This is a genomic window from Pseudomonas sp. BLCC-B112 (assembly GCF_028550695.1).
GTDB lineage: Bacteria > Pseudomonadota > Gammaproteobacteria > Pseudomonadales > Pseudomonadaceae > Aquipseudomonas > Aquipseudomonas danubii.
This window is the reverse complement of record NZ_JAQQGK010000001.1, coordinates 611,628-636,884: the sequence shown is the minus strand read 5'-3', so window position 1 is coordinate 636,884 and position 25,257 is coordinate 611,628. Positions and strand designations below refer to the sequence as shown.

The 25,257-nt window shown below is 61.8% G+C and carries 24 protein-coding genes; 16 read left to right on the top strand and 8 right to left on the bottom strand.

Annotation, left to right across the window (positions count from 1 at the left end):
* The first annotated feature begins 10 nt into the window (after positions 1-10).
* Positions 11-2,287, top strand: a complete 2,277-nt coding sequence (locus PQT43_RS02970; RefSeq protein ID WP_267269492.1) for a putative bifunctional diguanylate cyclase/phosphodiesterase — start codon at positions 11-13, stop codon at positions 2,285-2,287.
* Here the strand turns inward: PQT43_RS02970 and PQT43_RS02965 are convergent.
* The gene (locus PQT43_RS02965) at positions 2,178-3,074 is read right to left on the bottom strand and encodes an NAD(P)-dependent oxidoreductase (protein ID WP_267269491.1); all 897 of its coding nucleotides are present in this window, start codon (positions 3,072-3,074) and stop codon (positions 2,178-2,180) included. The genes PQT43_RS02970 and PQT43_RS02965 overlap by 110 nt on opposite strands.
* A gap of 197 nt (positions 3,075-3,271) precedes the next feature.
* Here PQT43_RS02965 and PQT43_RS02960 point away from each other — a divergent pair, with 197 nt between their 5' ends.
* Positions 3,272-5,452: a hypothetical protein gene (locus PQT43_RS02960; RefSeq protein ID WP_102878634.1), complete on the top strand. Its 2,181-nt coding sequence runs from the start codon at positions 3,272-3,274 to the stop codon at positions 5,450-5,452.
* A gap of 254 nt (positions 5,453-5,706) precedes the next feature.
* Here PQT43_RS02960 and PQT43_RS02955 read toward each other — a convergent pair whose 3' ends face one another.
* Positions 5,707-6,012, bottom strand: coding sequence for a DUF2288 domain-containing protein (locus tag PQT43_RS02955; RefSeq protein ID WP_102878633.1), 306 nt, complete (start codon positions 6,010-6,012; stop codon positions 5,707-5,709).
* 339 nt (positions 6,013-6,351) lie between these two features.
* Between PQT43_RS02955 and PQT43_RS02950 the strand changes: the two genes are divergently transcribed.
* From PQT43_RS02950 to PQT43_RS02910, 9 genes are all read left to right on the top strand, one after another.
* Positions 6,352-7,479, top strand: coding sequence for a branched-chain amino acid ABC transporter substrate-binding protein (locus PQT43_RS02950; protein ID WP_102878632.1), 1,128 nt, complete (start codon positions 6,352-6,354; stop codon positions 7,477-7,479).
* A 230-nt stretch (positions 7,480-7,709) separates the two neighbouring features.
* Entirely contained in the window at positions 7,710-8,633 is a 924-nt protein-coding gene (gene livH / locus PQT43_RS02945; RefSeq protein ID WP_102861478.1) for a high-affinity branched-chain amino acid ABC transporter permease LivH, read from the top strand.
* Positions 8,630-9,886 (top strand): high-affinity branched-chain amino acid ABC transporter permease LivM, encoded by a 1,257-nt coding sequence (locus tag PQT43_RS02940; protein WP_102861477.1) that lies wholly within the window; start codon positions 8,630-8,632, stop codon positions 9,884-9,886. Before livH ends, PQT43_RS02940 begins: the two co-directional genes overlap by 4 nt.
* On the top strand, positions 9,883-10,650 hold the full coding sequence (livG, locus tag PQT43_RS02935) for a high-affinity branched-chain amino acid ABC transporter ATP-binding protein LivG (RefSeq protein ID WP_253083850.1): 768 nt from the start codon (positions 9,883-9,885) through the stop codon (positions 10,648-10,650). Before PQT43_RS02940 ends, livG begins: the two co-directional genes overlap by 4 nt.
* On the top strand, positions 10,651-11,352 hold the full coding sequence (locus PQT43_RS02930; RefSeq protein ID WP_267269490.1) for an ABC transporter ATP-binding protein: 702 nt from the start codon (positions 10,651-10,653) through the stop codon (positions 11,350-11,352).
* Positions 11,353-11,500: 148 nt separating this feature from the next.
* Positions 11,501-11,806: a BufA1 family periplasmic bufferin-type metallophore gene (locus tag PQT43_RS02925; RefSeq protein ID WP_102861476.1), complete on the top strand. Its 306-nt coding sequence runs from the start codon at positions 11,501-11,503 to the stop codon at positions 11,804-11,806.
* A gap of 22 nt (positions 11,807-11,828) precedes the next feature.
* Entirely contained in the window at positions 11,829-12,722 is an 894-nt protein-coding gene (gene bufB, locus PQT43_RS02920) for an MNIO family bufferin maturase (RefSeq protein WP_416375946.1), read from the top strand.
* Positions 12,719-13,489: an HvfC/BufC N-terminal domain-containing protein gene (locus tag PQT43_RS02915; RefSeq protein ID WP_102878630.1), complete on the top strand. Its 771-nt coding sequence runs from the start codon at positions 12,719-12,721 to the stop codon at positions 13,487-13,489. Before bufB ends, PQT43_RS02915 begins: the two co-directional genes overlap by 4 nt.
* Positions 13,490-13,491: 2 nt before the next feature.
* The gene (locus tag PQT43_RS02910) at positions 13,492-14,001 is read left to right on the top strand and encodes a DoxX family protein (RefSeq protein WP_110594999.1); all 510 of its coding nucleotides are present in this window, start codon (positions 13,492-13,494) and stop codon (positions 13,999-14,001) included.
* 71 nt (positions 14,002-14,072) lie between these two features.
* Here the strand turns inward: PQT43_RS02910 and PQT43_RS02905 are convergent, their stop codons facing one another.
* Positions 14,073-14,981 carry a LysR family transcriptional regulator gene (locus tag PQT43_RS02905; protein WP_102878628.1) on the bottom strand — a complete coding sequence of 303 codons (909 nt, stop codon included), beginning with the start codon at positions 14,979-14,981 and terminating at the stop codon, positions 14,073-14,075.
* A gap of 102 nt (positions 14,982-15,083) precedes the next feature.
* Here PQT43_RS02905 and PQT43_RS02900 point away from each other — a divergent pair, with 102 nt between their 5' ends.
* From PQT43_RS02900 to PQT43_RS02890, 3 genes are all read left to right on the top strand, one after another.
* On the top strand, positions 15,084-15,683 hold the full coding sequence (locus PQT43_RS02900) for a short chain dehydrogenase (RefSeq protein WP_102878627.1): 600 nt from the start codon (positions 15,084-15,086) through the stop codon (positions 15,681-15,683).
* Between the two features lie 194 nt (positions 15,684-15,877).
* A complete protein-coding gene (locus tag PQT43_RS02895; protein WP_181430784.1) occupies positions 15,878-16,555 on the top strand; it encodes a COG3650 family protein in 678 nt (225 codons plus the stop codon).
* Positions 16,556-16,667: 112 nt separating this feature from the next.
* A complete protein-coding gene (locus PQT43_RS02890; RefSeq protein ID WP_213664831.1) occupies positions 16,668-18,281 on the top strand; it encodes an NAD(P)/FAD-dependent oxidoreductase in 1,614 nt (537 codons plus the stop codon).
* 132 nt (positions 18,282-18,413) lie between these two features.
* On the opposite strand, the gene PQT43_RS02885 is transcribed toward PQT43_RS02890, so the two are convergent.
* A complete protein-coding gene (locus tag PQT43_RS02885) occupies positions 18,414-19,508 on the bottom strand; it encodes a PLP-dependent cysteine synthase family protein (protein WP_102878624.1) in 1,095 nt (364 codons plus the stop codon).
* Between the two features lie 319 nt (positions 19,509-19,827).
* On the opposite strand from PQT43_RS02885, the gene nhaA reads away from it, so the two are divergent.
* Positions 19,828-21,015 carry a Na+/H+ antiporter NhaA gene (gene nhaA / locus PQT43_RS02880; RefSeq protein WP_267269488.1) on the top strand — a complete coding sequence of 396 codons (1,188 nt, stop codon included), beginning with the start codon at positions 19,828-19,830 and terminating at the stop codon, positions 21,013-21,015.
* A gap of 78 nt (positions 21,016-21,093) precedes the next feature.
* Here nhaA and PQT43_RS02875 read toward each other — a convergent pair whose 3' ends face one another.
* Positions 21,094-21,558 (bottom strand): glycine zipper 2TM domain-containing protein, encoded by a 465-nt coding sequence (locus PQT43_RS02875; protein ID WP_025127763.1) that lies wholly within the window; start codon positions 21,556-21,558, stop codon positions 21,094-21,096.
* A 173-nt stretch (positions 21,559-21,731) separates the two neighbouring features.
* On the opposite strand from PQT43_RS02875, the gene PQT43_RS02870 reads away from it, so the two are divergent.
* On the top strand, positions 21,732-21,968 hold the full coding sequence (locus PQT43_RS02870) for a hypothetical protein (RefSeq protein ID WP_102878622.1): 237 nt from the start codon (positions 21,732-21,734) through the stop codon (positions 21,966-21,968).
* Positions 21,969-21,978: 10 nt separating this feature from the next.
* On the opposite strand, the gene pdxH is transcribed toward PQT43_RS02870, so the two are convergent.
* The 3 genes from pdxH to PQT43_RS02855 all read right to left on the bottom strand — a co-directional run bounded on the left by pdxH (position 21,979) and on the right by PQT43_RS02855 (position 25,180).
* Positions 21,979-22,626 (bottom strand): pyridoxamine 5'-phosphate oxidase, encoded by a 648-nt coding sequence (pdxH, locus tag PQT43_RS02865; RefSeq protein WP_110594995.1) that lies wholly within the window; start codon positions 22,624-22,626, stop codon positions 21,979-21,981.
* Positions 22,627-22,649: 23 nt separating this feature from the next.
* Positions 22,650-23,894 (bottom strand): OmpA family protein, encoded by a 1,245-nt coding sequence (locus tag PQT43_RS02860; RefSeq protein ID WP_272753480.1) that lies wholly within the window; start codon positions 23,892-23,894, stop codon positions 22,650-22,652.
* Between the two features lie 140 nt (positions 23,895-24,034).
* Positions 24,035-25,180 carry a serine hydrolase domain-containing protein gene (locus PQT43_RS02855; protein WP_267269486.1) on the bottom strand — a complete coding sequence of 382 codons (1,146 nt, stop codon included), beginning with the start codon at positions 25,178-25,180 and terminating at the stop codon, positions 24,035-24,037.
* Between the last annotated feature and the right edge of the window lie 77 nt (positions 25,181-25,257).

Sequence of the window (25,257 nt, the reverse complement as noted above, 5' to 3'; positions counted from 1 at the left end):
TGGGCATGCTATGGAATGGCTGGGTCTGCATTTCCTCACCGAGCTTCCAGATAGCGGGCAAGTGGTTCTGCAATGCAGTCACAACCCGGTCCTGGTGCTGCTGGCTTATATAGTGGCCTGTGCCGCCAGCTTCGCGACACTGGATATGGCCGAACGTGTCAGCCACGTCGAACAAGCCACCCATCAACGCCTGTGGCGCTGGGTCGGTGTCTGCTGTCTGGCCGGCGGTATCTGGGCCATGCACTTCATCGCCATGCTGGCGCTCGAAGTGCCCCTGGAGATCCAGTACGACCTGCCACTGACCCTGGTTTCCCTGCTCCTCGCCCTGATCGCCGCCTGGCTGGCAATGAACACCTTGAGCCATATCGAGCTGCCGCTCTGGCGCTATGGCGTGGCTTCGGTGTGGATTGGCCTGGGCATCTGCTGCATGCATTACGTGGGCATGGCCGCTATGCGCTCCAGTGCCAGCCTGTACTACGAACCAATGCTCATGGGGCTGTCGCTGATGGTGGCGATCGGCGGCAGCCTGGCCGCGCTGCTGCTGTCCCGGCACCTGCGCGATGGCAGCGGGATGTTCCATCAACTGCTCAAGTACGCCATCAGCCTGGTGCTGGGTGGCGCCATCGTGCTGATGCATTTCACCGGCATCTGGTCCATGACCCTGGTGCTGCCCGCAGGCAGCCTGCCGACCTCAGTGGCACCCAACGGCCACATGCAACTGGGCCTGACCCTCAGCGTGATCACGCTCCTGATCATCGCCAGCGGTATCAGTGCGGCCCTGGCGGACAAGAAGCTGCAACACAAGGAGCGGGACCTGCGTCGGGTCAACGCCTTGCTCTCGCAACTGGACCAGGCCAGGGTCTCGCTGCAGCAGGTGGCTCATTACGATGCCCTGACCAACCTGATCAACCGCCGTGGCTTCAACCAGCTGTTCGCGGAAAAACTCATGGAGAAAAACACCTTCGGCGGCATGCTGGCGGTGATGTTCCTCGACATCGACCACTTCAAGCGAATCAACGACAGCCTCGGCCACGATGCCGGCGACGAGTTGCTCAAGGTCATCGCCGGGCATATCAAGAGTTCCACCCGCAGCCACGAAGACGTGGTGGCACGCTTGGGTGGCGATGAATTCTGCATTCTCATCAACCTCCATGAGCGAGATGAGGCGCGGCTCATGGCCCAGCGCATCATGCAGAAGATGAAGGAACCGATCGAACTGGGGGGCCGGCGCATGGTGATGACCACCAGCATCGGCATCAGTGTCTTCCCTGACGACGGCAAGACCTGCGAGGAGCTGCTGAAGAACGCCGACCTGGCGCTCTATCAGTCCAAGGGTGCCGGGCGCAACAGCCTGCACTTCTTCAGTTCCGGCCTGAAGACCCGCGCCACCCTGGAGCTGCAACTGGAAGAAGAGCTGCGCAATGCCCTGCGCGACGATCAAGGGCTGCTGCTGTATTACCAACCGATCTACGACCTCAAGCTCGGCAGGGTCACCAAGCTCGAAGCCCTGGTCCGCTGGCAACATCCGCAGCATGGATTGCTGTTACCGGATCGCTTCATCGACATTGCCGAAACCAACGGCATGATCGCCGAGCTGGACAACTGGGTATTGCGCAAGGCTTGCGAGGACCTGGCCTACCTGTCCCAAAACGGCAGTGGCGAGTTGAAGATCGCAGTCAACTGCTCGGCCCTGAACCTGACCCGTGACACCCTGGCCGAGGAAATCGCGGCCGCCCTGCGTGACGCCCAGGTAGCCCCGCAACGCCTGGAACTGGAGGTCACGGAAAACGCCCTGATGGGCAACATCGCCAGTACCCTGGCCCTGCTCCAGCAGATCCGCGACCTGGGTGTATCCCTGTCGATCGACGACTTCGGCACCGGTTACTCATCCCTGGCCTACCTCAAGCGCCTGCCGCTCAATACCCTGAAGATCGATCGATCGTTCATCCAGGACATCCCCAAGTCGACCCAGGACAGGGAAATAGTCCAGGCAATCATCGTCATGGCCCACACCCTGCACCTGCAGGTGGTCACCGAAGGGGTCGAGACCCTGGAGCAGCAGCAGTTCCTCGAACACTACGGCTGCGACTACCTGCAGGGCTACCTGCTCAGTCGCCCGGTGCCGCTGCAGGACCTGGGTCGGGTACTGGATGAACTGAACCAGCGCCACGACAGGCTCAATCTGCGGATGCCGGGTCTCGATAGAGGCGAACCAGGGTCGCCGGGTCCTGCTCCAGATAGCCCTGACCACCATGCAGACGCATCAACTGTGCAGCTAATCCGCTGATCGGCGTAGCCGAACCCTGCTCCCGGGAAAACTTCACCGCACCGTCCAGATCCTTGAGCAGGGTCCGCACATGCCATTTAACCGGTTCGAAACGGCTCTCAGCCATCTGCGGGGCCAGGATCTGCAGCGGCTTGGAGTCAGCGAAACCGCCGGCCAGGGCCTCGGCAATCAACCGTGCATCCACGCCGGAACGCTCCGCCAGGGCCACCACTTCGGCAATCACCAGGGCATTGCAGGCGACAATCATCTGGTTGCAGGCCTTGGTGACCTGGCCTGCCCCCACAGCCCCCATGTGCGTGACCCGCTGCCCCAGGGCCAGCAACACTGGGCGAACCCGTTCGATATCCGCCGCCTCACCGCCCACCATGATCGCCAGGCTGCCGGACTCGGCACCGGGGGTTCCACCGGAAACCGGGGCATCGACCCAGGCCATGCCGGTGTCGCGAGCCAGCATCGCGGCCATCTCCCGGGTGGCGGTGGGTTCCAGGCTGGACAGGTCCAGCAGCAGTTGCCCGGCCCGGGCGCCCTGGGCGATGCCATCGGCAGCAAACACCACCTGGCGCACCACTTCGGTGTTGGCCAGGCACAGCAGCACCAGATCCGCGTGCTCGCACAGCTGCGCGGGTGTGGCCACTTGTCGCGCCCCGGCGGCCACCAGGGGCGCGCACTTCTGCGGATTGCGGTTCCACACCGTCAGCGGATAGCCCGCAGCCAGCAGGCGCCGGCACATGGGCAGCCCCATCAGGCCGATCCCGGCAAACCCGAGTGAAGGTAACGCTGACATCATATTGCCCCCATTTGATTAAAGATCATCGAATACTGGCCGATTCATCATGATTCAGGAAAGGATTCCCCCGAGCGACGCTCAGTAAATACCCTGACGCCTTGGGCAAAATTCGCGCTCCACGCAGCGGCGAGGTCCCATTCCGTGATGGTTCGCTGACACCTCGTCTCGAGCCAACCAGACCAGGCATATGGCGCACAATGACTTCTAAAAACAATCCTGCCAACGCAGTCTCCGAGATGACGCTGACCTCCCCCACATCAAGCCACTCAGATACGAAGCCATTGTCCAGTTCACGCCCCCTGTCGACCCAGCAGTACCTGTATTTCACCGAAACCAACACCGACCGCATCCTCGACAACCTCGATGGCTTGCGCGACTCCGTGTTCCCGCGCCCGCCGCACCTGGAAGACGAGCAGGAAAATCGCCGTGACCAGGAATTCCCGTCGGTGTGCCTGATCGGCCTGGGCCGCTGCGGCTCCAACATCGCCCTGGACGTGGCGGAGCTGGTGTACAACGCCCGCAAGTTCTACCTCAACGAATTCAATAACGAAGACAAGGCCTACGAAGGCGGCTACAGCCCCGGCCAGTGGATCCGCCAGAACCTGCGCCTGGGCCAGAGCAAGGCCAGCAAGCCAGTATTCCTGGTGGAGCCCCTGGTAATGCTCGGTGACCTGGACAAGGACATCGCCGGGCGCATCCGCTTCTCGCGCAAGGGCGAGAAAAGCGGCTTCATCCGCGACTACAGCAAGATGAAGATCATGGACCTCTCGGAAGTCCACGCCGGTGGCGCCGGTAACGCGCCGATCCTCGGCCAGTACCTGGCCAAGATCATCCTCAACAAGGACACCCAGCGTTTCTCCAGCCCTGACTGGAAAATGATCCACTCGTACCTGATCGATTCCTGCGGGATCAAGGCCAACCAGTCGCGCCTGTACTTCTCGATCTTCAGTGCCGGTGGCGGCACCGGCTCGGGCATGGCCTCGGAATTCGGCCTGGCCCAGCAGTACTCGTATATGAACAAGACCTTCGACACCAAGCCGATGGACGAGCACGACAGCAAGAGCGGGCACTCCTTCGTCTTCGAGCCGATCTTCACCAGCGGCATCTGCGTGCTGCCGAACATCTCGGACCATCGCAGCGAAATGTCCGAGGCGCTGCACATCAACGCCGGCCGCCTGCTGTGCAAATACCTTTCGGAAGAGTGGGACTTCTCCTACAACTTCGACAATGAAGACAGCAGCGAAGCCAGTGTCATGGGGCGGATCCGCCCCTGGAACGCGATGATGCTGATCTCCAACGACATCATGCGCTACGCCGAAGAAAGCGATGACGGCAACATCCAGAACATTGACGTCAACGCCATGGAGAAGCACGCCAACCAGTACATCTCCCAGCAGATCTTCAACATCCTCACTGCCCAGGCAGTGACCACCGACTACGACCAGAACTACTTCCGTCGCGCCGGCATCGACATCGGCGAGACCATCCGCCTGGACGCCAACGACCTGTTCATGAGCCTGGCCGGCCCGGTGGCGATCGCCTACGCCGAATCCGTGGTGCCGGAGCAGCCGGTGCCCAGCGGCGACAAGTTCAAGGTGTTCGAGAAAGAGCCGCAGCGCCTGAACATCGACGACCTGTTCTTCCGCTCCATCGACCTGCCGCACTTCAACAAGGTGACCCAGGCCATTGAAGGCATCAGCCTGCTGCCCATCGAGTCCAAGCGCTATCGTGCGGCCCTGGAGCAGTACAAGGCCTCGGGGTATGACGCCGCGGCGCTGCACGACCTGCATTTCTTCAAGAACTGCTCGTCGGTGGTATCGATTGTGTCCCTGCCCAAGGACTACAAGCTGTCCTACATGGATCTGAACCGGCTCAAGACTCACCTCAACAGCCTGTTCCCCAACACCACCCTCAAGCGCTACGCGCTGGTGATCGGCGCCTCGGCCAACCTGTCGCTGACTACCCTGATCGCCAAGAGCCCGTGCCTGTCGGATGATTTCCTGACCCTGATCGTGGCCTTTATCAAGCGTTGCTTTGCGCGCAATCCGTACCGCTTCGACGACACCCTGGACAACTCGGTGCTGGATTTCATCGTCAGCGAGCAATTCGACGAAGACCGCATCGACGATCTGCTCAACGAATTCGAGAACCCGGCGAAGATCCTCGATACCAACTGGTACGCGATCAAGCCGATGTACGAGAAGAAGTACCGCGAGCTGATCAACGACAAGGACAAGTTCGTCTCGATCAACGACATCCGCCTGTCCCGCGATTGCGTGAAGAAGGCCATCAAGTACCTGCGCGAGATCTACCGTCACCGCATCGGCAAGACCCGGGTCATCTCCCTCAATAGCCACACGGGCAAGACGGCCTATTAAGAAGGGCTTCGCCGACGAGCCGACTCCTACAAGGTGTAGGAGCCGGCTCGTCGGCGAACGGTCAATTTGCTTACACCACGAAACAATTAAGCAGCTCGTCGGACCGACTTGAAACTGTGCCCCTTCCGTGAACGTCACCCTGGCTGAAATCCCTGTGGGGCCTTTCTCCACGGCAAGATGCCATCACTGGACTCACGGTTACTCGGCTACACACTTTTGTCCGACAAAATAGCGCACCAGATTGGCGCGCACCTTCAGCGCGACGCCCTCTCCTGGGTCAGAATCCAGGGCGAGACCACCACGGCCCACAGCTGCGGATCACGCTCCAACAGATCGGACGCCCGCGTCGCAGACAGCTTTTCAACCTTCCCTTCGGCCAGCCAGGCCGCGACTTTTTGTGCCTGATTCTCCGCTACCGCCTGGGCCGCCTCGATCAGATCCAGGTCGGCGTCGACCCACAATAGGGCACCCTTGGCAAAGAACGGCTCCAGTTCCTTCCAGCTGATAGATGCGGTCTCACCAAGCAGCTTGGCATAGAGGGTGCTAGGTTCTTGAGTCATGGGACTGTCCAGAAATGAAATCGGCGCAATCATAACGTCGGTGCTCTGGCAGAAAAACCCAGAAGCAAATGCATCACCGATCGAGAAGCTCAGAAGCGCCAGGGACTGACGCCGAACCGGGCGCAAGCCACGCCGCAAATCTGTCTTTTTCTTTCGATTAAGCGACACCCCGCGTTTTTGCCCCCAGCCGCCAGCTTTTCAAGCGAACAACCGGCGCTCTACACTGTACCGGTACAGTTGCCAGGGGCACTTCCGACGGATATTCGCGATATATCTGATTCGGTTCTGCGACCAAGGCCGCCGGAACTATAAAAATTACAACAGTAAGAGTGGAGCACTATGAATAAGGCTACTAAGCAGATTTCCAAACTGTTTGCCGCTATGGTCCTGGCCGGTGTTGCCAGCCATTCGTTCGCAGCTGACACCATCAAGATCGGTATCGCCGGCCCCAAGACCGGCCCGGTAGCCCAGTACGGCGACATGCAGTTCAGTGGCGCGAAAATGGCCATCGAGCAGATCAACGCCAAGGGCGGCGTCAACGGCAAGAAGCTCGAAGCCGTTGAATACGATGACGCCTGTGATCCAAAACAAGCCGTGGCGGTGGCCAACAAAGTGGTCAACGATGGCGTCAAGTTCGTGGTCGGCCACCTGTGCTCCAGCTCCACTCAACCCGCTTCCGACATCTACGAAGATGAAGGCGTGATCATGATCACCCCGGCAGCCACCAGCCCGGACATCACCGCCCGTGGTTACAAAATGGTGTTCCGCACCATCGGCCTGGACAGCGCCCAGGGCCCTGCCGCCGGTAACTACATCGCCGACCACGTGAAGCCAAAAGTCGTTGCCGTCCTCCACGACAAACAGCAGTACGGTGAAGGCATCGCCAGCGCCGTGAAGCAGACCCTGGAGAAGAAAGGCACCAAGGTGGCCGTGTTCGAAGGCATCAACGCCGGCGACAAGGACTTCTCTTCGCTGATCGCCAAGCTCAAGCAAGCCAACGTCGACTTCGTCTACTACGGCGGCTACCACCCGGAGCTGGGCCTGATCCTGCGTCAATCCCAGGAAAAGGGCCTGAAGGCCAAGTTCATGGGTCCGGAAGGCGTGGGTAACGACTCCATCTCGCAGATCGCCAAGGACGCGTCCGAAGGCCTGCTGGTGACCCTGCCCAAATCCTTCGACCAGGACCCGGCCAACGTCGCCCTGGCTGACGCATTCAAGGCCAAGAAAGAAGACCCGAGCGGTCCTTTCGTATTCCCCTCCTACTCCGCGGTTGAAGTGATCGCTGGCGCCATCACCAACGCCAAGAGCGAAGACGCGGCCAAGGTGGCTGAAGCCATCCACGCCGGGACCTTCAAGACCCCGACCGGTGACCTGAGCTTCGACGCCAAGGGCGACTTGAAAGACTTCAAATTCGTGGTCTACGAGTGGCACTTCGGCAAACCTAAAACCGAAGCCTCTCCTCAGTAAGGCGCGCCCTGACTGACTGCCAATAAAGCCCACGGCTCGCCGTGGGCTTTGTTTTACGAATGTATGGGCCTGTGTTCCGTGATCCGGAATCCCGCCCACCTGAAAATCTCAAAACCGTCATCAGCGGTTCGCTGGCAAAACCCAGCCCGAAGTGGGTGCAGATCCACGGGGCCTGGGCGGGAAAATGACTCCACCAGTGAAATGCGTATCAGGTTTTTAGGAGCGTTGTAATGCCTGACCTCTATCACTTTTTCCAACAGCTGGTTAACGGTCTCACCGTTGGCAGCACGTATGCCCTGATCGCCATCGGCTATACGATGGTTTACGGCATCATTGGAATGATCAACTTCGCCCACGGCGAGGTGTACATGATCGGCTCCTATGTGGCGTTCATCGCCATCGCCGGGCTGGCCATGATGGGACTCGACAGCGTGCCGCTGTTGATGACCGCAGCCTTTATCGCGAGCATCGTCGTCACCAGTGCCTACGGCTACAGCATCGAACGGATCGCCTACCGCCCCTTGCGGGGCAGTAACCGCCTGATCCCGCTGATCTCGGCCATCGGCATGTCGATCTTCCTGCAGAACACCGTTCTGCTGGCGCAAGACTCCAAGGACAAATCCATTCCCAACCTGATCCCGGGCAATTTCTCCATCGGGCCAGGTGGCGCACATGAAGTGCTGATTTCCTACATGCAGATCGTGGTATTCGTGGTGACCCTGGTCGCCATGCTCGGTCTGACGCTGTTCATCTCCCGTTCTCGTCTGGGGCGCGCCTGCCGTGCCTGTGCCGAAGACATCAAGATGGCCAACCTCCTGGGGATCAATACCAACAACATCATCGCCCTGACCTTCGTGATCGGCGCCGCACTGGCGGCCATCGCCGCCGTGCTGCTGAGCATGCAATACGGTGTGATCAACCCCAACGCCGGTTTCCTGGTGGGCCTCAAGGCCTTCACCGCAGCGGTCTTGGGCGGCATCGGCAGTATCCCGGGCGCGATGCTCGGCGGGCTGGTGCTGGGGGTGGCCGAAGCCTTTGGCGCCGACGTGTTCGGCGACCAGTACAAGGACGTCGTGGCGTTCGGCCTGTTGGTTCTGGTGCTGTTGTTCCGTCCGACCGGCATTCTGGGCCGTCCGGAGGTTGAGAAAGTATGACTAGGAATCTTAAATCGGCGCTGTTCAGCGCCTTGCTGGTCTGGGCCGTCGCCTACCCGGTACTGGGCCTGAAACTGACCATCGTCGGCATCAACCTGGAAGTCCACAACACCAGCCCGACCATCCTGGCCACCATCGCGGTGTGCTCGGTGCTGATGTTCCTGCGGGTGCTGTTCCATAGCCAGATCAGCGCCGCCTGGAAGTCTTCTCCCAGCATGCCGCTGATTCCGGCCAAGGCCAGCAACTTCCTGACCCTGCCGGGCACCCAGCGCTGGATCATCCTGGCATTGATCGTCGTTGCCCTGGTCTGGCCATTCTTTGGCTCCCGCGGTGCGGTGGACATTGCCACGCTGATCCTGATCTACGTGATGCTGGGCCTGGGCCTGAACATCGTCGTCGGTCTGGCCGGCCTGCTGGACCTGGGTTACGTGGGGTTCTATGCCGTCGGTGCCTACAGCTACGCGCTGCTCTCGCACTACTTCGGCCTGAGCTTCTGGATCTGCTTGCCGATCGCCGGGATGATGGCGGCCACCTTCGGCTTCCTGCTGGGCTTCCCGGTGCTGCGCCTGCGCGGTGACTACCTGGCGATCGTGACCCTGGGCTTTGGCGAGATCATCCGTCTGCTGCTACGCAACATGACCGATCTCACTGGCGGCCCGAACGGCATCAGCAACATCGACAAGCCGACCTTCTTCGGCCTGACCTTCGAGCGCAAGGCAGCAGAAGGCATGCAGACCTTCCACGAGTTCTTCGGCCTGCAATACAACTCGATCAACAAGGTGATCTTCCTCTACCTGGTGGCCCTGCTGCTGGCGCTGGCGGCGCTGTTCGTCATCAACCGCCTGCTGCGCATGCCCATCGGCCGTGCCTGGGAAGCCCTGCGTGAAGACGAGATTGCCTGCCGCGCGCTGGGCCTGAACCCCACCGTGATCAAGCTCTCGGCCTTTACCCTGGGCGCCGCGTTCGCCGGTTTCGCCGGCAGCTTCTTCGCCGCGCGCCAAGGCCTGGTGACCCCGGAGTCCTTCACCTTCATCGAGTCGGCGATCATCCTCGCCATCGTCGTGCTGGGTGGCATGGGCTCGCAGCTGGGTGTGATCCTGGCGGCGATCGTGATGATCCTATTGCCTGAAATGATGCGTGAATTCAGCGAATACCGGATGTTGATGTTCGGCGCCATGATGGTGCTGATGATGATCTGGCGTCCTCAAGGTCTGCTGCCCATGCAACGTCCTCACATGGAGCTGCGCAAATGAGCCGTGAGATCCTCAAAGTAACCGGCCTGTCGATGCGCTTCGGCGGCCTGCTGGCGGTCAACGGCGTGGCCCTGACCGTCAAGGAAAAACAAGTGGTGGCGCTGATCGGCCCGAACGGCGCCGGCAAGACCACGGTGTTCAACTGCCTGACCGGTTTCTACCAACCCAGCGCCGGCAGCATCCTCCTGGACGGTGAGCCGATCGAAGGCCTGCCGGGCCACCAGATCGCCCGCAAGGGTGTGGTGCGAACCTTCCAGAACGTGCGCCTGTTCAAGGACATGACCGCGGTCGAGAACCTGTTGATCGCCCAGCACCGTCACCTGAACACCAACTTCCTGGCCGGTCTGTTCAAGACCCCGGCGTTCCGCAAGAGCGAGCGCGAGGCCATGGAGTACGCCGGCTACTGGCTGGACAAGGTCAACCTGCGGGAATTCGCCAACCGTCCCGCCGGCACCCTGGCCTACGGTCAGCAACGCCGTCTGGAAATCGCCCGCTGCATGATGACCCGCCCGCGGATTCTCATGCTCGACGAGCCGGCCGCCGGCCTCAACCCCAAGGAAACCGAGGACCTCAAGGCGCTGATCGGCGTGTTGCGTGAGGAGCACAACGTCACCGTGCTGCTGATCGAGCACGACATGAAGCTGGTCATGAGCATTTCCGACCACATCGTGGTGATCAACCAGGGCACGCCCCTGGCCGACGGCACGCCGGAACAGATCCGCGACAATCCCGAAGTGATCAAAGCCTACCTGGGGGAAGCGTAAATGCTGCAGTTCGAAAACGTTTCCACCTACTACGGCAAGATCCAGGCGTTGCACAGCGTCAACGTCGAGATCCGCCAGGGCGAAATCGTCACCCTGATCGGCGCCAACGGCGCCGGCAAATCCACCCTGCTGATGACCCTCTGCGGTTCGCCACAGGCCCACAGCGGCAGCATCCGTTACCTGGGTGAAGAGCTGGTGGGGCAAAGCTCGGCGCAGATCATGCGTAAAAGCATTGCCGTGGTGCCGGAAGGCCGCCGAGTGTTCGCCCGCCTGACCGTGGAAGAAAACCTCGCCATGGGCGGTTTCTTCACCGACAAGGGTGACTATCAGGAGCAGATGGACAAGGTCCTGGAGCTGTTCCCGCGGCTCAAGGAGCGCTTCACCCAGCGCGGCGGCACCATGTCCGGCGGCGAGCAGCAAATGCTTGCCATCGGCCGGGCACTGATGAGCAAGCCCAAGCTGTTGCTCCTGGACGAACCGTCCCTGGGCCTGGCGCCGATCATCATTCAGCAGATCTTCGACATCGTCGAACAACTGCGCCGCGACGGCGTGACGGTGTTCCTGGTGGAGCAGAACGCCAACCAGGCGCTGAAGATCGCCGACCGCGCCTATGTGCTGGAAAACGGCCGGGTGGTGATGCAAGGCACCGGCGAAGCGCTGCTGACCGATCCGAAGGTGCGCGAAGCCTATCTGGGCGGCTAAGCACCTGCGTCAATGAAAACGGCCCTTCGGGGCCGTTTTTTTTATTCCGGGATAAAAAACTGTCCCGGGCTGTAACGAATGCCAATGAGCCTTCTCTAGAGGGGTAAGCAAGCACAAATGCTTCCTTACCCAACCGATCTGGAGAAACATCATGAGCACCACTCGCACCCTGTCCGCCACCGCCCTGGTCCTGGCCCTGGGCTCCGCCCTGAGCATCGCTGCCGTCTCCACCACCGCCCACGCCGCCGACGACATGGAGAAATGCTTCGGCGTGGCCATGAAGGGCAAGAACGACTGCGCCGCGGGCGCCGGCACCAGCTGCGCCGGCACCTCCAAGGTCAACGACCAGGCCAACGCCTGGAAACTGGTGCCCAAGGGCACTTGCGAAAAAACCGCCAGCAGCACCTCGCCCACCGGTTTCGGCCAGCTCGAAGCCTTCAAAGCCAAGTCCTGATCCTGCGCCAGCCTGAGTGTCGATGATGAACACAGCCTTGATCCCACGTCCCCGCCACGACATTCAGGCGTCCACCCCGAGCCTGCCGCCCTGTGCAGGCCTGGGGCTCAAGAGCCAACACTTCAAGGACGTCCTCGAACAGCGTCCCGACATTGGCTTTTTCGAGGTGCATGCCGAGAACTACATGGTGGCGGGCGGGCCCTTCCATCATTACCTGGGCCTGATTCGCCAGGAGTATCCGCTGTCGCTGCACGGTGTCGGTCTGTCCATTGGCGGCGCAGGCCCCCTGGACAGCGAGCATCTGCGGCGTCTGGCGGTCCTGATCGAGCGCTATCAACCCCAGTCCTTTTCCGAACACCTGGCCTGGTCCAGTCACGGCCCGGTGTTTCTCAACGACCTGCTGCCCCTGGCCTACGATGTGCCGACCCTGCAACGGGTCTGCGACCACATCGACCAACTGCAGAATCATCTGGGGCGAACCATGCTGCTGGAAAACCCCGCTACCTACCTGCAGTTCCAACGCTCGACCCTGGACGAGACGGACTTCATCCGCGAAGTGATCCAGCGCAGCGGTTGCGGCCTGCTGCTGGACGTCAACAACCTCTACGTTTCCTGCATCAACCACCAGCGCGATCCCCTGGCCTATCTGCAGGCACTGCCGCTGCAGGCCGTGGGCGAGATCCATCTGGCCGGGTTCGCCGAAGACCGGGACAACCTCGGCGACCGCCTGTTGATCGACGACCACGGCGCCCCGGTGGACCGGGCAGTCTGGGCCCTGTACCAACAGGTGCTGGGGCGGATCGGCCCCATGGCCACCCTGATCGAACGGGACAATCAGGTGCCGAGCCTGACTACGCTGCTGGGGGAGGCCGCTCAGGCCCAGGCGCTGTTACACCAGGCGCGGGTGCAGCCATGAGCAACCACGCCCTCTTTGCCCAGGCGCTACTGAGCGCCGAATCCATCTGCCCGGAGGGGCTTTGCAGCAGCAACGGCGCCGATCCGGCCAGTCGCTTCGCGGTCTATCGCAACAACGTGCAAGGCTCGCTGATCAACGCCCTGGCGGAGGCCTACCCAGTGCTGGCGCAACTGGTGGGGCAGACATTCTTCAACGCCATGGCCCGTCTGTATGTGCAGGATTTCCCTCCACACAGCCCGCTGCTCAACGACTACGGCCAGGACCTGGCGGACTTCATCCAGGGTTTCGCTCCGGCGGCGGCCCTGCCCTATCTGGCCGATATGGCGCGCCTGGAACGGCTGCGGGTCGAGGCTTATCACGCCGCCGACGCCGAGCCTCTGCAACCGGCCCAACTGCTGGCGGCGATGAACCAGCCCGATCGCCTCGGCCAGCTCTGCCTGCAGTTGCATCCGTCACTGCGCACCCTGCACTCGGCGTTCGCCGTCGTCAGCCTGTGGGCCGCTCACCAGAGCGACGCTGCCTGGCCAGCGTTCGACCTGCACCAGAGCCAGCACGCCCTGGTGCTGCGCAATGCCCTGGAAGTGCGGGTGATCGCACTGGACGCCGGCAGCGCCACCTTCATCGACAGCCTGCGCCACCACTGGCCGCTGGAAATCGCCGCCGCTTATGCCCTGGACGCCCAGGCCGACTTCGACCTGGGCCAGTGCCTGGGCCTGCTGCTGGCCCACGGCGCCCTCATCGACCTGCAACCTCACCAAAAGGCTTGACCATGAACACCCAGACACCTGCCCCCGTTAGCGGACTGCTGCACCGAATCATTCAAGGGTTCGAGCGTATTCCCTACAGCCTGATCGCCTTTATCGCGCGCTTCTCCATCGCCGCGGTGTTCTGGAAATCCGGCCAGACCAAGGTCGAGGGACTGGCCATCGACCTGGTCGACGGCACCTTCGAACTGGGCTGGCCGCGTTTGGCGGACTCCACCATTCCCCTGTTCCAGAGCGAATACCACGTACCCCTGCTGACGCCGGAAGTGGCGGCGCACCTGGCGGCCTTTGCCGAGCACTTTTTCCCGGTGTTGATTCTGCTGGGCCTGGCCACGCGCTTTTCCGCACTGGCGCTGCTGGGGATGACCCTGACCATCCAGCTTTTCGTCTACCCCGACGCCTACCCGACCCACGGCACCTGGGCGGCGATCTTGCTGCTGTTGATGGCCCGTGGCCCGGGCATGTTTTCCCTCGACCACCTGCTGGCCCGGCATTTTCACCACCGTCCTCTGTAGCCGCTGCCGCAGGCTGCGAAAAGGGCCACAGCCCCTTGAACCGATTCAAGTTCGCACCCCACTGGCCGCGGCTACAGACGATCTAGCGCCTCACCGCTGCGGCGGAACCAGTCCATCAGGTAATCGGCCAGCACCTGGGTGCGCCTGGGTAGGCCGCCCTGATAGGGATGCACCAGGTACATCGGCATGCTGCGGGTCTGGTAGTCCCGCAACAGCCAGCGCAAGCGGCCATCGGCCAGCTCGCTGTGCAGCATGTAGGAAGGCAACCGGGCGATTCCCGCCCCCACCAGGGCGGCCTTCTTCAGCAGGTTGTAGTGATTGCTGGCAAAAGGACCGCTGACCCGCACCCGCAGCAGTTCGTGACGCTGGTGATAGAGCCACTCTTCCCGCCCACTGTAGTGGCTGTTGAGCAGGCAGCGATGCTCGGCCAGCTCCGCGGGAGTCTGCGGCTCGCCGTATTGCTCCAGATAGGCCGGGCTGGCGCAGGTCATCTCATGCCAGGCCAGCAGCGGCCGGGCGACCAGGCGCTGATCGTTGGCCACTTCCGAGCGCACCGCCAGATCAAACCCCTCCCGGGCCAGGTCGCGGTAGCTGTTGTTCAGGTCCAGCTCGATCTGCACCTGGGGATAGTGCCGGGAGAACTCCAGCAGCAGGCCGTCGAAAAAGGTTTCGCCCAAGGACACCGGCACCGTCAGGCGCACCGGGCCGGCCATGTCGTCCTTGAGCCGCGCCAGGGCCTGATGCGCTCGCTCGACTTGAGCCACCAGCGCCTGGGCCTGAGGCAAAAGCGCCGCGCCGGCGGCGGTCAGGTCCAGGCGCCGAGTGGTGCGTTGCAATAGCACCACGGCGAACTTGGCTTCCAGAGCACTGATGCGCTTGGACAGCTGGCCCTTGCTGCACCCCAGTTGCTGGGCTGCCAGGGTAAAGCTGCCCGCCTCCACCAACACTGCAAACGCCACCAGATCATCCATCTCGCTCATGGATTGTTTCCATTTGAAAACCAAAGGTTGCCTATTAGCGCGTTAATCCATGAAAAAAACCACTCTAGACTGCAACCTCCCCCCCTTTTCGAGGAACAGCCCATGAAGATTCTCTTGATCGGTGCCAACGGCACCATTGGCTCGGCGGTAGACCGGGAACTGTCCCAGCGCCACGAAGTGATCCGTATCGGCCGCACCAGCGGTGACTTCCAGGTGGATATCAGTGATGCCCAGTCGATCCGCGCACTGTTCGAAAAGACCGGTCGCTTCGATGCGCTGGTCTGTGCCGCAGGCAACGTCACTTTCGCCCCCTTGGCAGAAATGACCGCCGAACACTTCAGCCTGGGCCTGCACGACAAACTGATGGGCCAGGTCAACCTGCTGCTGATCGGCCGCGAATACGCCAACGACGGTGCGTCCTTCACCTTCACCACCGGCGTGCTGAGCCACGACCCGATCCGCAGCGGCGCTTCGGCCGCCCTGGTCAACGGCGCCATCGACAGCTTCGTGCGGGCCGCCGCCATCGAGCTGCCCCGGGGCCTGCGAGTCAACTCCATCAGCCCCAACGTGCTGCAGGAAGCCATGGGCAGCTATGCCCCGTACTTTCGCGGCTTCAAGCCGGTGCCGGCGGCCGACGTGGCCCTGGCCTACGCCAAGAGCGTGGAAGGCCTGCAGACCGGCCAGACCTACCACGTCGGCTGATCCGGCTTGTGTAGGAGCTGGTTTGTGTAGGAGCAGGCTTGCCAGCGAAGGCGTCCTCCCGAACCACACAAGGCTCCAGGGCCTCTTCGCCGGCAAGCCGGCTCCTGCGGTTGATGGCGCTGCTGCGTTCAATCCGGGGTTGTGGTGACCGGGCGGGCTGCGTAACGTGTCGGCTTCCGCTTGGAGGCCCCATGATGCGCACCGCCCGTTCACTGCTTTGCTTCGCCTTGTTACCGCTGTTTGCCGGCTGTCAGATGTTGCCGATGTTCAACTCACAACCCGAGGCGCCCTCCATGGCCGGGCTGACCCGGATGCAGGGTGAACTCAGCGCGGCAGACGGCAAGTTGCTGTTCAAGCCCTGCGCCGAAGATCGCCGTTATGTGGTCAGCGATGGCGGCGACACCAGCGTGCTGCAAGAGGCCGCTACCCTGGCTGAAAAACAGGGCAAGCTGTTCGCCGACCTGCGAGGCAAGTTTTCCGCCAGCGGCAGCAGCGACGGGCAGCTGGACCTGCGCCAGCTGTATCGCATCGAAGGTTCCGGCAATGCCTGCAACGACCCGAATTTCCAGCGTCTGATCCTGCGGGCCGGCGGCAAGAATCCGGCCTGGAATGTCGATGTCAGTGCCAAGGGCATGATGATCGAGCGCGCCGGCCAGCCAAACCTGGCCCTGCCGTATCTCGAAGAGCAACTGGGCGACGGCCGTTTCAACCTCAGCAGCGAAGCCAATCACCAGCGCGTGGAGCTTTGGGTCGCACCGCAACGCTGCGTCGACCCCGTTACCGGCAGCGTCCAGCACCTGAGCGCCGAGCTGCGGGTGGATGGTCAGGTGCAGCGCGGTTGCGGCTATTTCGGCGGCTCGCGCAACGACTGATTCGACGAGCAGCGGTTTTAGCCTCACGGCGACGGTGGATTGCGGCTTATAATCGCCGGTTTGTGCAAAGCAAGCCGGCGCACTGTTGCGCACCGCCTACCCGGATCCTGTCATGTTACGAATCACCGAACTCAAGTTGCCGATCGACCATCCCGATGAAGACCTGCGCGCCGCTATCGTGCAGCGCTTGGGGATCGCCAGCGATGACCTGCTCGATTTCACCTTGTTCAAACGCAGCTACGATGCGCGCAAGAAATCTTCCGAGCTGTGTTTCATCTACACCATCGACCTCAACGTGCGCGACGAAGCGGCGCTGCTGCTCAAGTTCGCCGACGACCGTAACGTCAACCCGGCGCCGGATGTCAGCTACAAGGTGGTGGGCCAGGCTCCGGCAGACCTGAGCGAGCGACCGATCGTGGTGGGTTTCGGCCCTTGCGGCATCTTTGCCGGCCTGTTGCTGGCACAGATGGGCTTCAAGCCGATCGTCCTCGAGCGCGGCAAGGAAGTGCGCCAGCGCACCAAGGACACCTGGGGCCTGTGGCGCAAAAGCGTGCTCAACCCCGAGTCCAACGTGCAGTTCGGCGAAGGCGGCGCCGGGACCTTCTCCGACGGCAAGCTCTACAGCCAGATCAAGGACCCGCAGCACCACGGCCGCAAGGTGCTCCACGAGTTCGTCAAGGCCGGTGCGCCAGACGAGATTCTCTACGTCAGCAAGCCGCACATCGGCACCTTCCGCCTCACTGGCGTGGTGGAAAACATGCGCCAGCAGATCATCGCCCTGGGCGGTGAAGTGCGCTTCGAGCAGCGGGTCACCGACGTGCTGATCGAAGACGGTCAATTGCAGGGCGTGGAACTGGCCAGCGGTGAACAACTGCATTCCCGGCACGTGATCCTGGCCCTGGGCCACAGCGCCCGCGACACCTTCCGCATGCTCCACAGTCGGGGCGTGTACATGGAAGCCAAGCCGTTCTCGGTGGGTTTCCGCATCGAACACCCGCAATCGCTGATCGACAGCGCGCGCCTGGGCAAGTACGCCGGCCACCCGAAACTCGGCGCCGCCGACTACAAGCTGGTGCACCACGCCAAGAACGGCCGTTCGGTCTACAGCTTCTGCATGTGCCCGGGCGGCACCGTGGTTGCCGCCACCTCTGAGCCAAACCGGGTGGTGACCAACGGCATGAGCCAGTACTCGCGCAACGAGCGCAATGCCAACTCGGGCATCGTGGTAGGCATCACTCCTGAAGTGGACTACCCGGGCGGGCCGTTGGCGGGTATCGAGTTGCAAGAGCGCCTGGAGTCCCACGCCTTCGTCCTGGGTGGCAGCAACTACCAGGCCCCAGCGCAGTTGGTGGGCGACTTCATCGCCGGCAAACCCACCACGGTACTGGGCAGCGTCGAACCGTCCTACAAGCCCGGCGTAAGCCTGGGGGATCTGGCGCTGGCCCTGCCGGATTTCGCCATCGAGGCCATTCGCGAGGCGCTGCCGGCCTTCGAACGGCAGATCAAGGGCTACTCGTTGCACGATGCGGTGCTGACCGGCATCGAAACCCGCACCTCATCGCCACTGCGCATTACCCGTGATGCCTCGATGCAGAGCCTGAATGTGAAGGGTCTGTACCCCGCTGGCGAAGGCGCCGGTTATGCCGGGGGAATTCTTTCCGCCGGAGTGGACGGGATTCGTATTGCCGAAGCCGTGGCCCGCGACATCCTCGGCATTCAGGCCTGACGCACCGACCCTTTCGCCGGCAAGCCGGCTCCTACCACCTGCCGTAGGAGCTGGCTCGCCAGCGAAGATGTCATCCAGGACAGTGCAAGGCTCAAGGGCCTCTTCGCCGGCAAGCCGGCTCCTACGACAGGTTCAGATGCCGGCGCGCAATACGCTGGCCGGGAGTGCCTCGCCACGCTCGACGCTGGCCGCTACCGCATCGATCAAGGCATCCAACTCATACCCCTGCTCCGCCAGCCACTGCTCATCGTAGTAAGTGGTCGCATAGCGCTCGCCACCGTCACAGAGAATCGCCACGATCGACCCCGTCTCACCCGCGGCGGCCATCTGCTGCGCGGCCATCAGTGCGCCAATCAGGTTGGTGCCGCTGGAGCCGCCAACCCGTCGGCCAAGGCGCTGGGCCAGGTAATGCATGGCTGCCAGGGACAAGGCATCCGGCACCTTGACCATGGCGTCGATCACTTTGGGCAGGAACGAAGCTTCGACCCGCGGCCGGCCGATGCCTTCGATCCGCGAACCGCAGTCCAAACGCAAACTAGCATCGCCGCTCAGGTAGTAGTCGAAGAACACCGAACGCTCGGCGTCGGCACACAACACCCGGGTGCCGTGCTGGCGATAACGCACGTAGCGCCCCAGAGTCGCGGTAGTGCCGCCGGTACCAGGGCTGGAGATCAGCCAGCTGGGCTCGGGATAACGCTCGAAGCGCAGCTGCTGGAAGATCGACTCGGCAATGTTGTTGTTGGCCCGCCAGTCGGTGGCCCGCTCGGCGTAGGTGAATTGATCCATGAAGTGGCCGCCACTCTCCCGGGCCAGGCGCTCGGATTCGGCGTAGATCTGCGTGGGGTCCTGCACCAGATGGCTCTTGCCACCATAGAAGGCGATCTGGGCGATCTTTTCCTGGGAGGTGGTGGCTGGCATCACGGCAATGAAAGGCAATCCCAGGAGACGGGCGAAATAAGCCTCGGAAATCGCCGTGGAGCCACTGGAGGCCTCGATCACTGGCGCACCGGGCTTGAGCCAGCCGTTACACAGGGCATAAAGAAACAGCGAGCGAGCCAGGCGGTGCTTGAGACTGCCGGTGGGATGGCTGGATTCATCCTTGAAATACAATTCAATGCCCGGCAGTCCCGGCAAAGGCAGCGGAATCAGGTGGGTGTCGGCGCTGCGCTGGAAGTCGGCTTCGATGATGCGGATGGCCTCACGGGCCCACTGGCGATTGTCACTCATGTTCTATTCTCGTCAGATCGAACGCCGTACCGGCGCAAGAAGATGAAATGCACCCGGCGGAGATAATCCGGGTTCGTGGCTGACTGGCGTTTTCCCGGGAAAAACAGCTCGGAACGGCCCTGAAAAGACATGTTATGAAATAACTTTCGGACCTTACAGGTACAGCTGAGAAGCAATTGGAAACACAACTGCAAAAGCGCATTTTCAAGCTAGCCCTTTAGCCTCTGCATATAACAAAAAAGAATATAATTTTTGTTTTAACAACTATCTGTACGGGTTAGGGTGTGCCACCTTTTTTAGATTTAGATGGAGAGCGACCTTGCCTCTGCGTAGCACTTTCACTCGTTTCTTTGCCATGGAAGCTGCCAGCGGTCTGTTATTGATCGCCGCTGCCATCCTGGCTCTCATCATCAACAACTCGCCACTGTCCTGGCTGTACAACGGCCTGCTGGAAACCCCGGTGGTGGCTCAGGTCGGCGCTTTGACAATCGCCAAACCGTTGTTGTTGTGGATCAACGACGGCCTGATGGCGCTGTTCTTCCTGCTGATCGGCCTTGAGGTCAAGCGCGAAGTCCTGGATGGCCAACTGTCCAAGCCTTCACAGATTGTCCTGCCCGGCGCAGCAGCCATTGGCGGCATGCTGGTCCCGGCGCTGATCTACTGGTTCCTCAACCGCGACAATCCGGCGGCACTCAATGGCTGGGCGATTCCCACCGCCACCGACATCGCCTTCGCCCTGGGGGTCCTGGCCCTGCTGGGCAAGCGGGTGCCGACATCGCTGAAACTGTTCCTCATGACCCTGGCGATCATCGATGACCTGGGGGCCATCGTGATCATCGCGATCTTCTATTCCGGCGCCCTGTCGACCCTGTCACTGATGCTGGCGGCCGCCTGTATTGCCGCCCTGGTGGCGATGAACCGCATGGGGGTGGTGAAACTCGGGCCGTACATGATCATCGGCCTGATTCTCTGGGTTTGCGTGCTCAAGAGTGGTGTCCACGCCACCCTGGCCGGCGTGACCCTGGCCTTCTGCATTCCCTTGCGTACCCGTAATGCCGAACCCTCGCCCTCGCTGGCCCTGGAACATGCGCTGCATCCCTGGGTGGCGTTCGGCATCCTGCCACTGTTCGCCTTCGCCAACGCCGGCCTGTCCCTGAACGGCGTGACCCTTGAGAGCTTCACCCACCATGTGCCTATGGGCATCGCCATCGGCCTGTTGCTGGGCAAGACCATCGGTGTGTTCGGCCTCAGCTGGTTGGCGGTCAAAGCCGGACTTACGGCCTTGCCTGCCGGCGCCAACTGGGGCCAGATCCTCGGGGTGGCAATTCTCTGCGGCATCGGCTTCACCATGAGCCTGTTTGTCGGTTCCCTGGCCTTCGTGCCCGGTAGCAGCGAATACGCCGGCATGGATCGCATGGGGATTCTCACCGGCTCGTTGCTGGCCGCACTGATTGGCTATGCGGTTACCGCCGCCGCCAGCCGCAAGAACACGGCGCTGGCCTCCTGATCCACACCGATCCGACCGCCTGAAAACACAAAACCCCGACCAGTTGCCTGGCCGGGGTTTTGTTTTGTAGCAGAAATATCAGCGGGTAACGCGGCTGGTACCGTTGACGCTCATGATGCGTACGCGATCGCCAACCCGGAACACTTCGTTTTCCTGTACCTGCTGTACATAGGCACGCATGCTGCCATCGTCTTCACGCACGGTGATTTCCACGCCCTGGGTACGGGTCAGGCCTTCTTCAGTGGCCGAACCCAGCAGACCGCCAGCTACCGCACCGATCACAGCGGTGACGATGCTGCCACGGCCGCCGCCGATGGCGCTGCCACCCACGCCACCAATCACAGCGCCAGCAGCGCCGCCGATGGGGGTCTTGGTGCCTTCGATTTTCACCGGACGCAGGGACTCGATGGTGCCCATACGCACGGTTTGCACACGACGTGCTTCATCACGGGAGTAGGAGTCACCGGTCAGGTTAGAGGCACAACCGCCGAGCAACATTGCCATCGTGGTGAAAGACGCAACCAGCAAAACAGACTTACGCATAGGATCAACTCCAAAGGACAGATAGCCATTAGACTCCGCAGCTTGACGCCTGTCACGGCACCGCCCGGATAAAATTGGTTTCATTCAGCCAAAGTACAGACTGCAAAAAAGCCAAACCGTCTCAATACGGTAACGCCGATTTCCAGCATAGCGCCAACCAGCAAGGGATTTTCATGGATTACTTCATCATCATCGTGACCACCATCGCCGGTCTGTATTTCCATTGGTGGCTCTACGTGCGCATCAAGCGTTGGGTGGACCGGGACCTGGCTTTGTCCCTGGCCGGAACCGATGAACAGAAGAAACAATTCATGCTGCAACAGCTGGCCGAGGCCCAACGCCAGAAAGTAAAACGCCGGGACCTGCCGCAATGGCTGGAAGCCGCCGCGGCCGGTTATCCCGGCGACTGACCTGCGCGCTTCAGGGGGCCAGGCGCTCCCGGCTCCACTGCCCCGCCTGCAGGCGATAGTTCAAACGGTCATGCAGGCGGCTAGGGCGACCCTGCCAGAACTCGATGCGCTCCGGCAGCAGGCGATAACCACCCCAATGTTCCGGGCAATCGGGCTGACTATCACTGAAACGCGCCTCGGTGGCCTTGAGCAATTCCTGCAACTCGTTGCGATCGGCGATCACCCGGCTTTGCGGTGAAGCCCAGGCCCCCAACCGACTCCCCAGAGGGCGCACCTGATAATAGGCATCAGACTCCTGGGGAGTGACCTTGACCACCCTTCCTTCGATCCGCACCTGACGCTCCAGGGTCGGCCAGAAGAAGGTCATGGCGGCAAAGGGCCGTGCGGCCAGTTGCTCGCCCTTGGCGCTTTCGTAGTTGGTGAAGAAGGTGAAACCCTGTTCATCCAGCCCCTTGAGCAACAAGATGCGGCAGTGGGGACGACCGTCGGTATCGACAGTCGCCAGCGTCATGGCATTGGCCTCTACCGGCGGTTGCTCGGTCTTCACCGCTTCGGCAAACCACTGATGAAACAGCGCGAAGGGTTCACCCGGGGCCTGGGCCTCGGACAAACCATCGCGGGTGTAATCCCGGCGCATATCAGCCAGAGACTGAGTCATGCCTGCTTCCTTATCCTTGAGAATCAGTTTTTAGCCTGAGCAGTAGCCGTTGTTTTCTTCGCTGGAGCTGCGGCCTTCTTCGCTGGAACCTTCTTGGCGGCAGGCTTCTTGGCAACGGTGGACTTCTTCGCCGGCGCTGCGGCCTTTTTGCCGGAGGCGGCAGGAACGGGCAGCTTGGCATCTTGCACCGCGACCATTTCGGTCTCGGACGGTGTCGGCTGGTTGTATTTGCTCAACAGGCCCAGCATGGTGCTGCGCTGGGTCAGCATGATTTCCACTCGACGGTTCAGCGAACGGCCTTGAGGGCTGTCATTGGCAGCACGTGGCATGACCGCACCCATGCCACGAAGCATCAGGCGGTCCTGCTTCAAGCCGCTGAGGCTGAAGATGGCAGCAACGGACTGGGCGCGATCACGGCTCAGCTTCTGGTTGGCCAGGGTCGGGCCAGTCGCATCGGCGTGGCCGAGAATCAGTACGGCGGTCTTGGGGTCACCTTCAACAGCCTTGGCCACGCGGGTGAATGGGCCCAGGGTCACCGGCAGCAGCATGGCTGGACGGTCCGGGTTGAAGGACGCATCGACCAGCGCAGTCACCACCAGCACGTTTTCGCGACGTTCTACTTGCAGCTTGCTGTCCTTCACCGCTTCACGCAGGCGCGGCTCGTAGTCGTCCAGCCAGGCCTGGGTGATTTTCGGGTCGGGCATTGGAATGTCCGCCACATTGACCTTGCTCAGGGGCTTGGGCTGGCTCTTGGCAAACGGCCACCACCAGTGGGTCTCGGAGTCGGCGGCCTTGGCGACCTCTGGAGCTGGAGTCGGCTCGGCTTTCTTGGTCTCAGCCACAGGCTTGTCGGCGGATTCCTTGGAGGAGAACGGCCACCACCAGTTGCTGCTCTCGGCCTTGGCGGCAGGAGCGGCAGGTGCTGCGGCTACAGGGGCAGGAGCTGGAGCAGGCTCGGCTGCTGCCGTCTTGGCGGCAACCGGAGCTTTGCCTGCCGGTGCTGCCTGCTTCGCGGAGGCGGTGGTTTTACCGGCAGCGGCCGCAGGAGCAGCGGGCTTGGCCGCCACTGCCGGCTTGCCCGCTGGAGCGGCAGGAGCTGGCGCTTCGGCTGCGACGGGTTTTTCAGCGGCCTGCGGGGCTTCCTTGCTGCTGGCCTTATCGGACCCGAACGACCACCAATGGCCGCCATCCGCTTCATTTTGTGGGGTTTGTGCACAACCGGTGACGGTCAGGCAGATGGCCAAGGCTAGAGACTTGTTCGACGACATGGGATATCCACAAAATGAGATAAAAAATTCGGTCTACATGACCGGTACAAACAGACGCTTGGAAATTATAAAAGCCACAGGGTTCCGTCCTGCAGCTTTCCAAGCATGTTTAAGCAAAAAAGTGCTTAACAGCAACCTTTTTACAGACAATCCGACAAAGCCCGCACCAGCTTCTGTGCCCGTGGATCCATCAATACATAAGGCCCCAGGGTATTTGTCACAAAACCGAACGCCACATCATGCTCCGGGTCAGCAAAACCGATGGAACCCCCGGCCCCCGGATGCCCGAACGCCCGAGCCCCCAGGCCAAAAGTGGCATTGGCGACCTGGGGTTGATCAAGCATGCAGCCCAGGCCGAATCGGGTCTGGGTCAGCAGGGTCTTGTCCATGCCCAGGCTGTGTTCGCGGGTCAGCTCTTCGAGCATATCGGCCTCCAGCAAGCTGCCATCGAGCAGGCCGCTGTAGAACCCGGCGAGACTGCGGGCGTTGCCATGGCCATTGGCTGCCGGCTGCTGCATGCGCCGCCATTCGGGTTTGTTGGTGCTGGTCATGATAGACGGTGGATTGGTGAAGGCCCGGGTGGTCATGGCCGTCGGCTCGCGCAGGGTCACCTGCAGCAAGCGCTGGGCTGCTGCGTCACCCACATTGCCTTTGCCACGGGCGATATGCGCCACCCGATGGAACTCTTCGTCGGCCAGGCCGACATGGAAGTCCAGCCCCAGGGGGCTTGCCACCCGGGCCGCAATGGACTCTCCCGGACCGCGTCCATCGGCGCGTCGGATCAGTTCACCCACCAACCAGCCATAGGTGATAGCGGCATAGCCATGCCCGTCACCCGGCGTCCACCAGGGCTGCTCGGCGGCCAGGGCATCGACCATGGTCTGCCAGTCGTAGAGGGCCTCGGCAGGCAGCAACTCGCGCAGGGCAGGCAAGCCCGCCTGATGACAGAGTAATTGGCGCAAGGTAATGGCAGCTTTGCCTGCTGCGGCGAACTCCGGCCAGTAACTGGCGACCGGCGCATCCAGCCTGAGCTTGCCTTCGGCCACCAGTTGCAGGGCGGTGACCGCAGTGAAGGTCTTGGTGCAGGAGAACAGATTGGCGATGGTGTCGCTGTGCCAGGGCTCGGCACCGTCCTTGTCGGCGGTGCCGGCCCACAGGTCGATGACGGTTTCCCCGCCGATCTGGATGCACAGCGCCGCGCCGCGCTCCTGGGGATCGTCGAACAGTGCCGCGAAGGCTTCGCGTACCGCCTCGAATTTAAGTTCGTAATGACCCTGAATCTGCACCCTGACTCCCCCAGCACATTTGCTCGACAACGAGGCGCGCATTGTTCCAGCCCGAAACGGATTTGGGAACAGCCAAC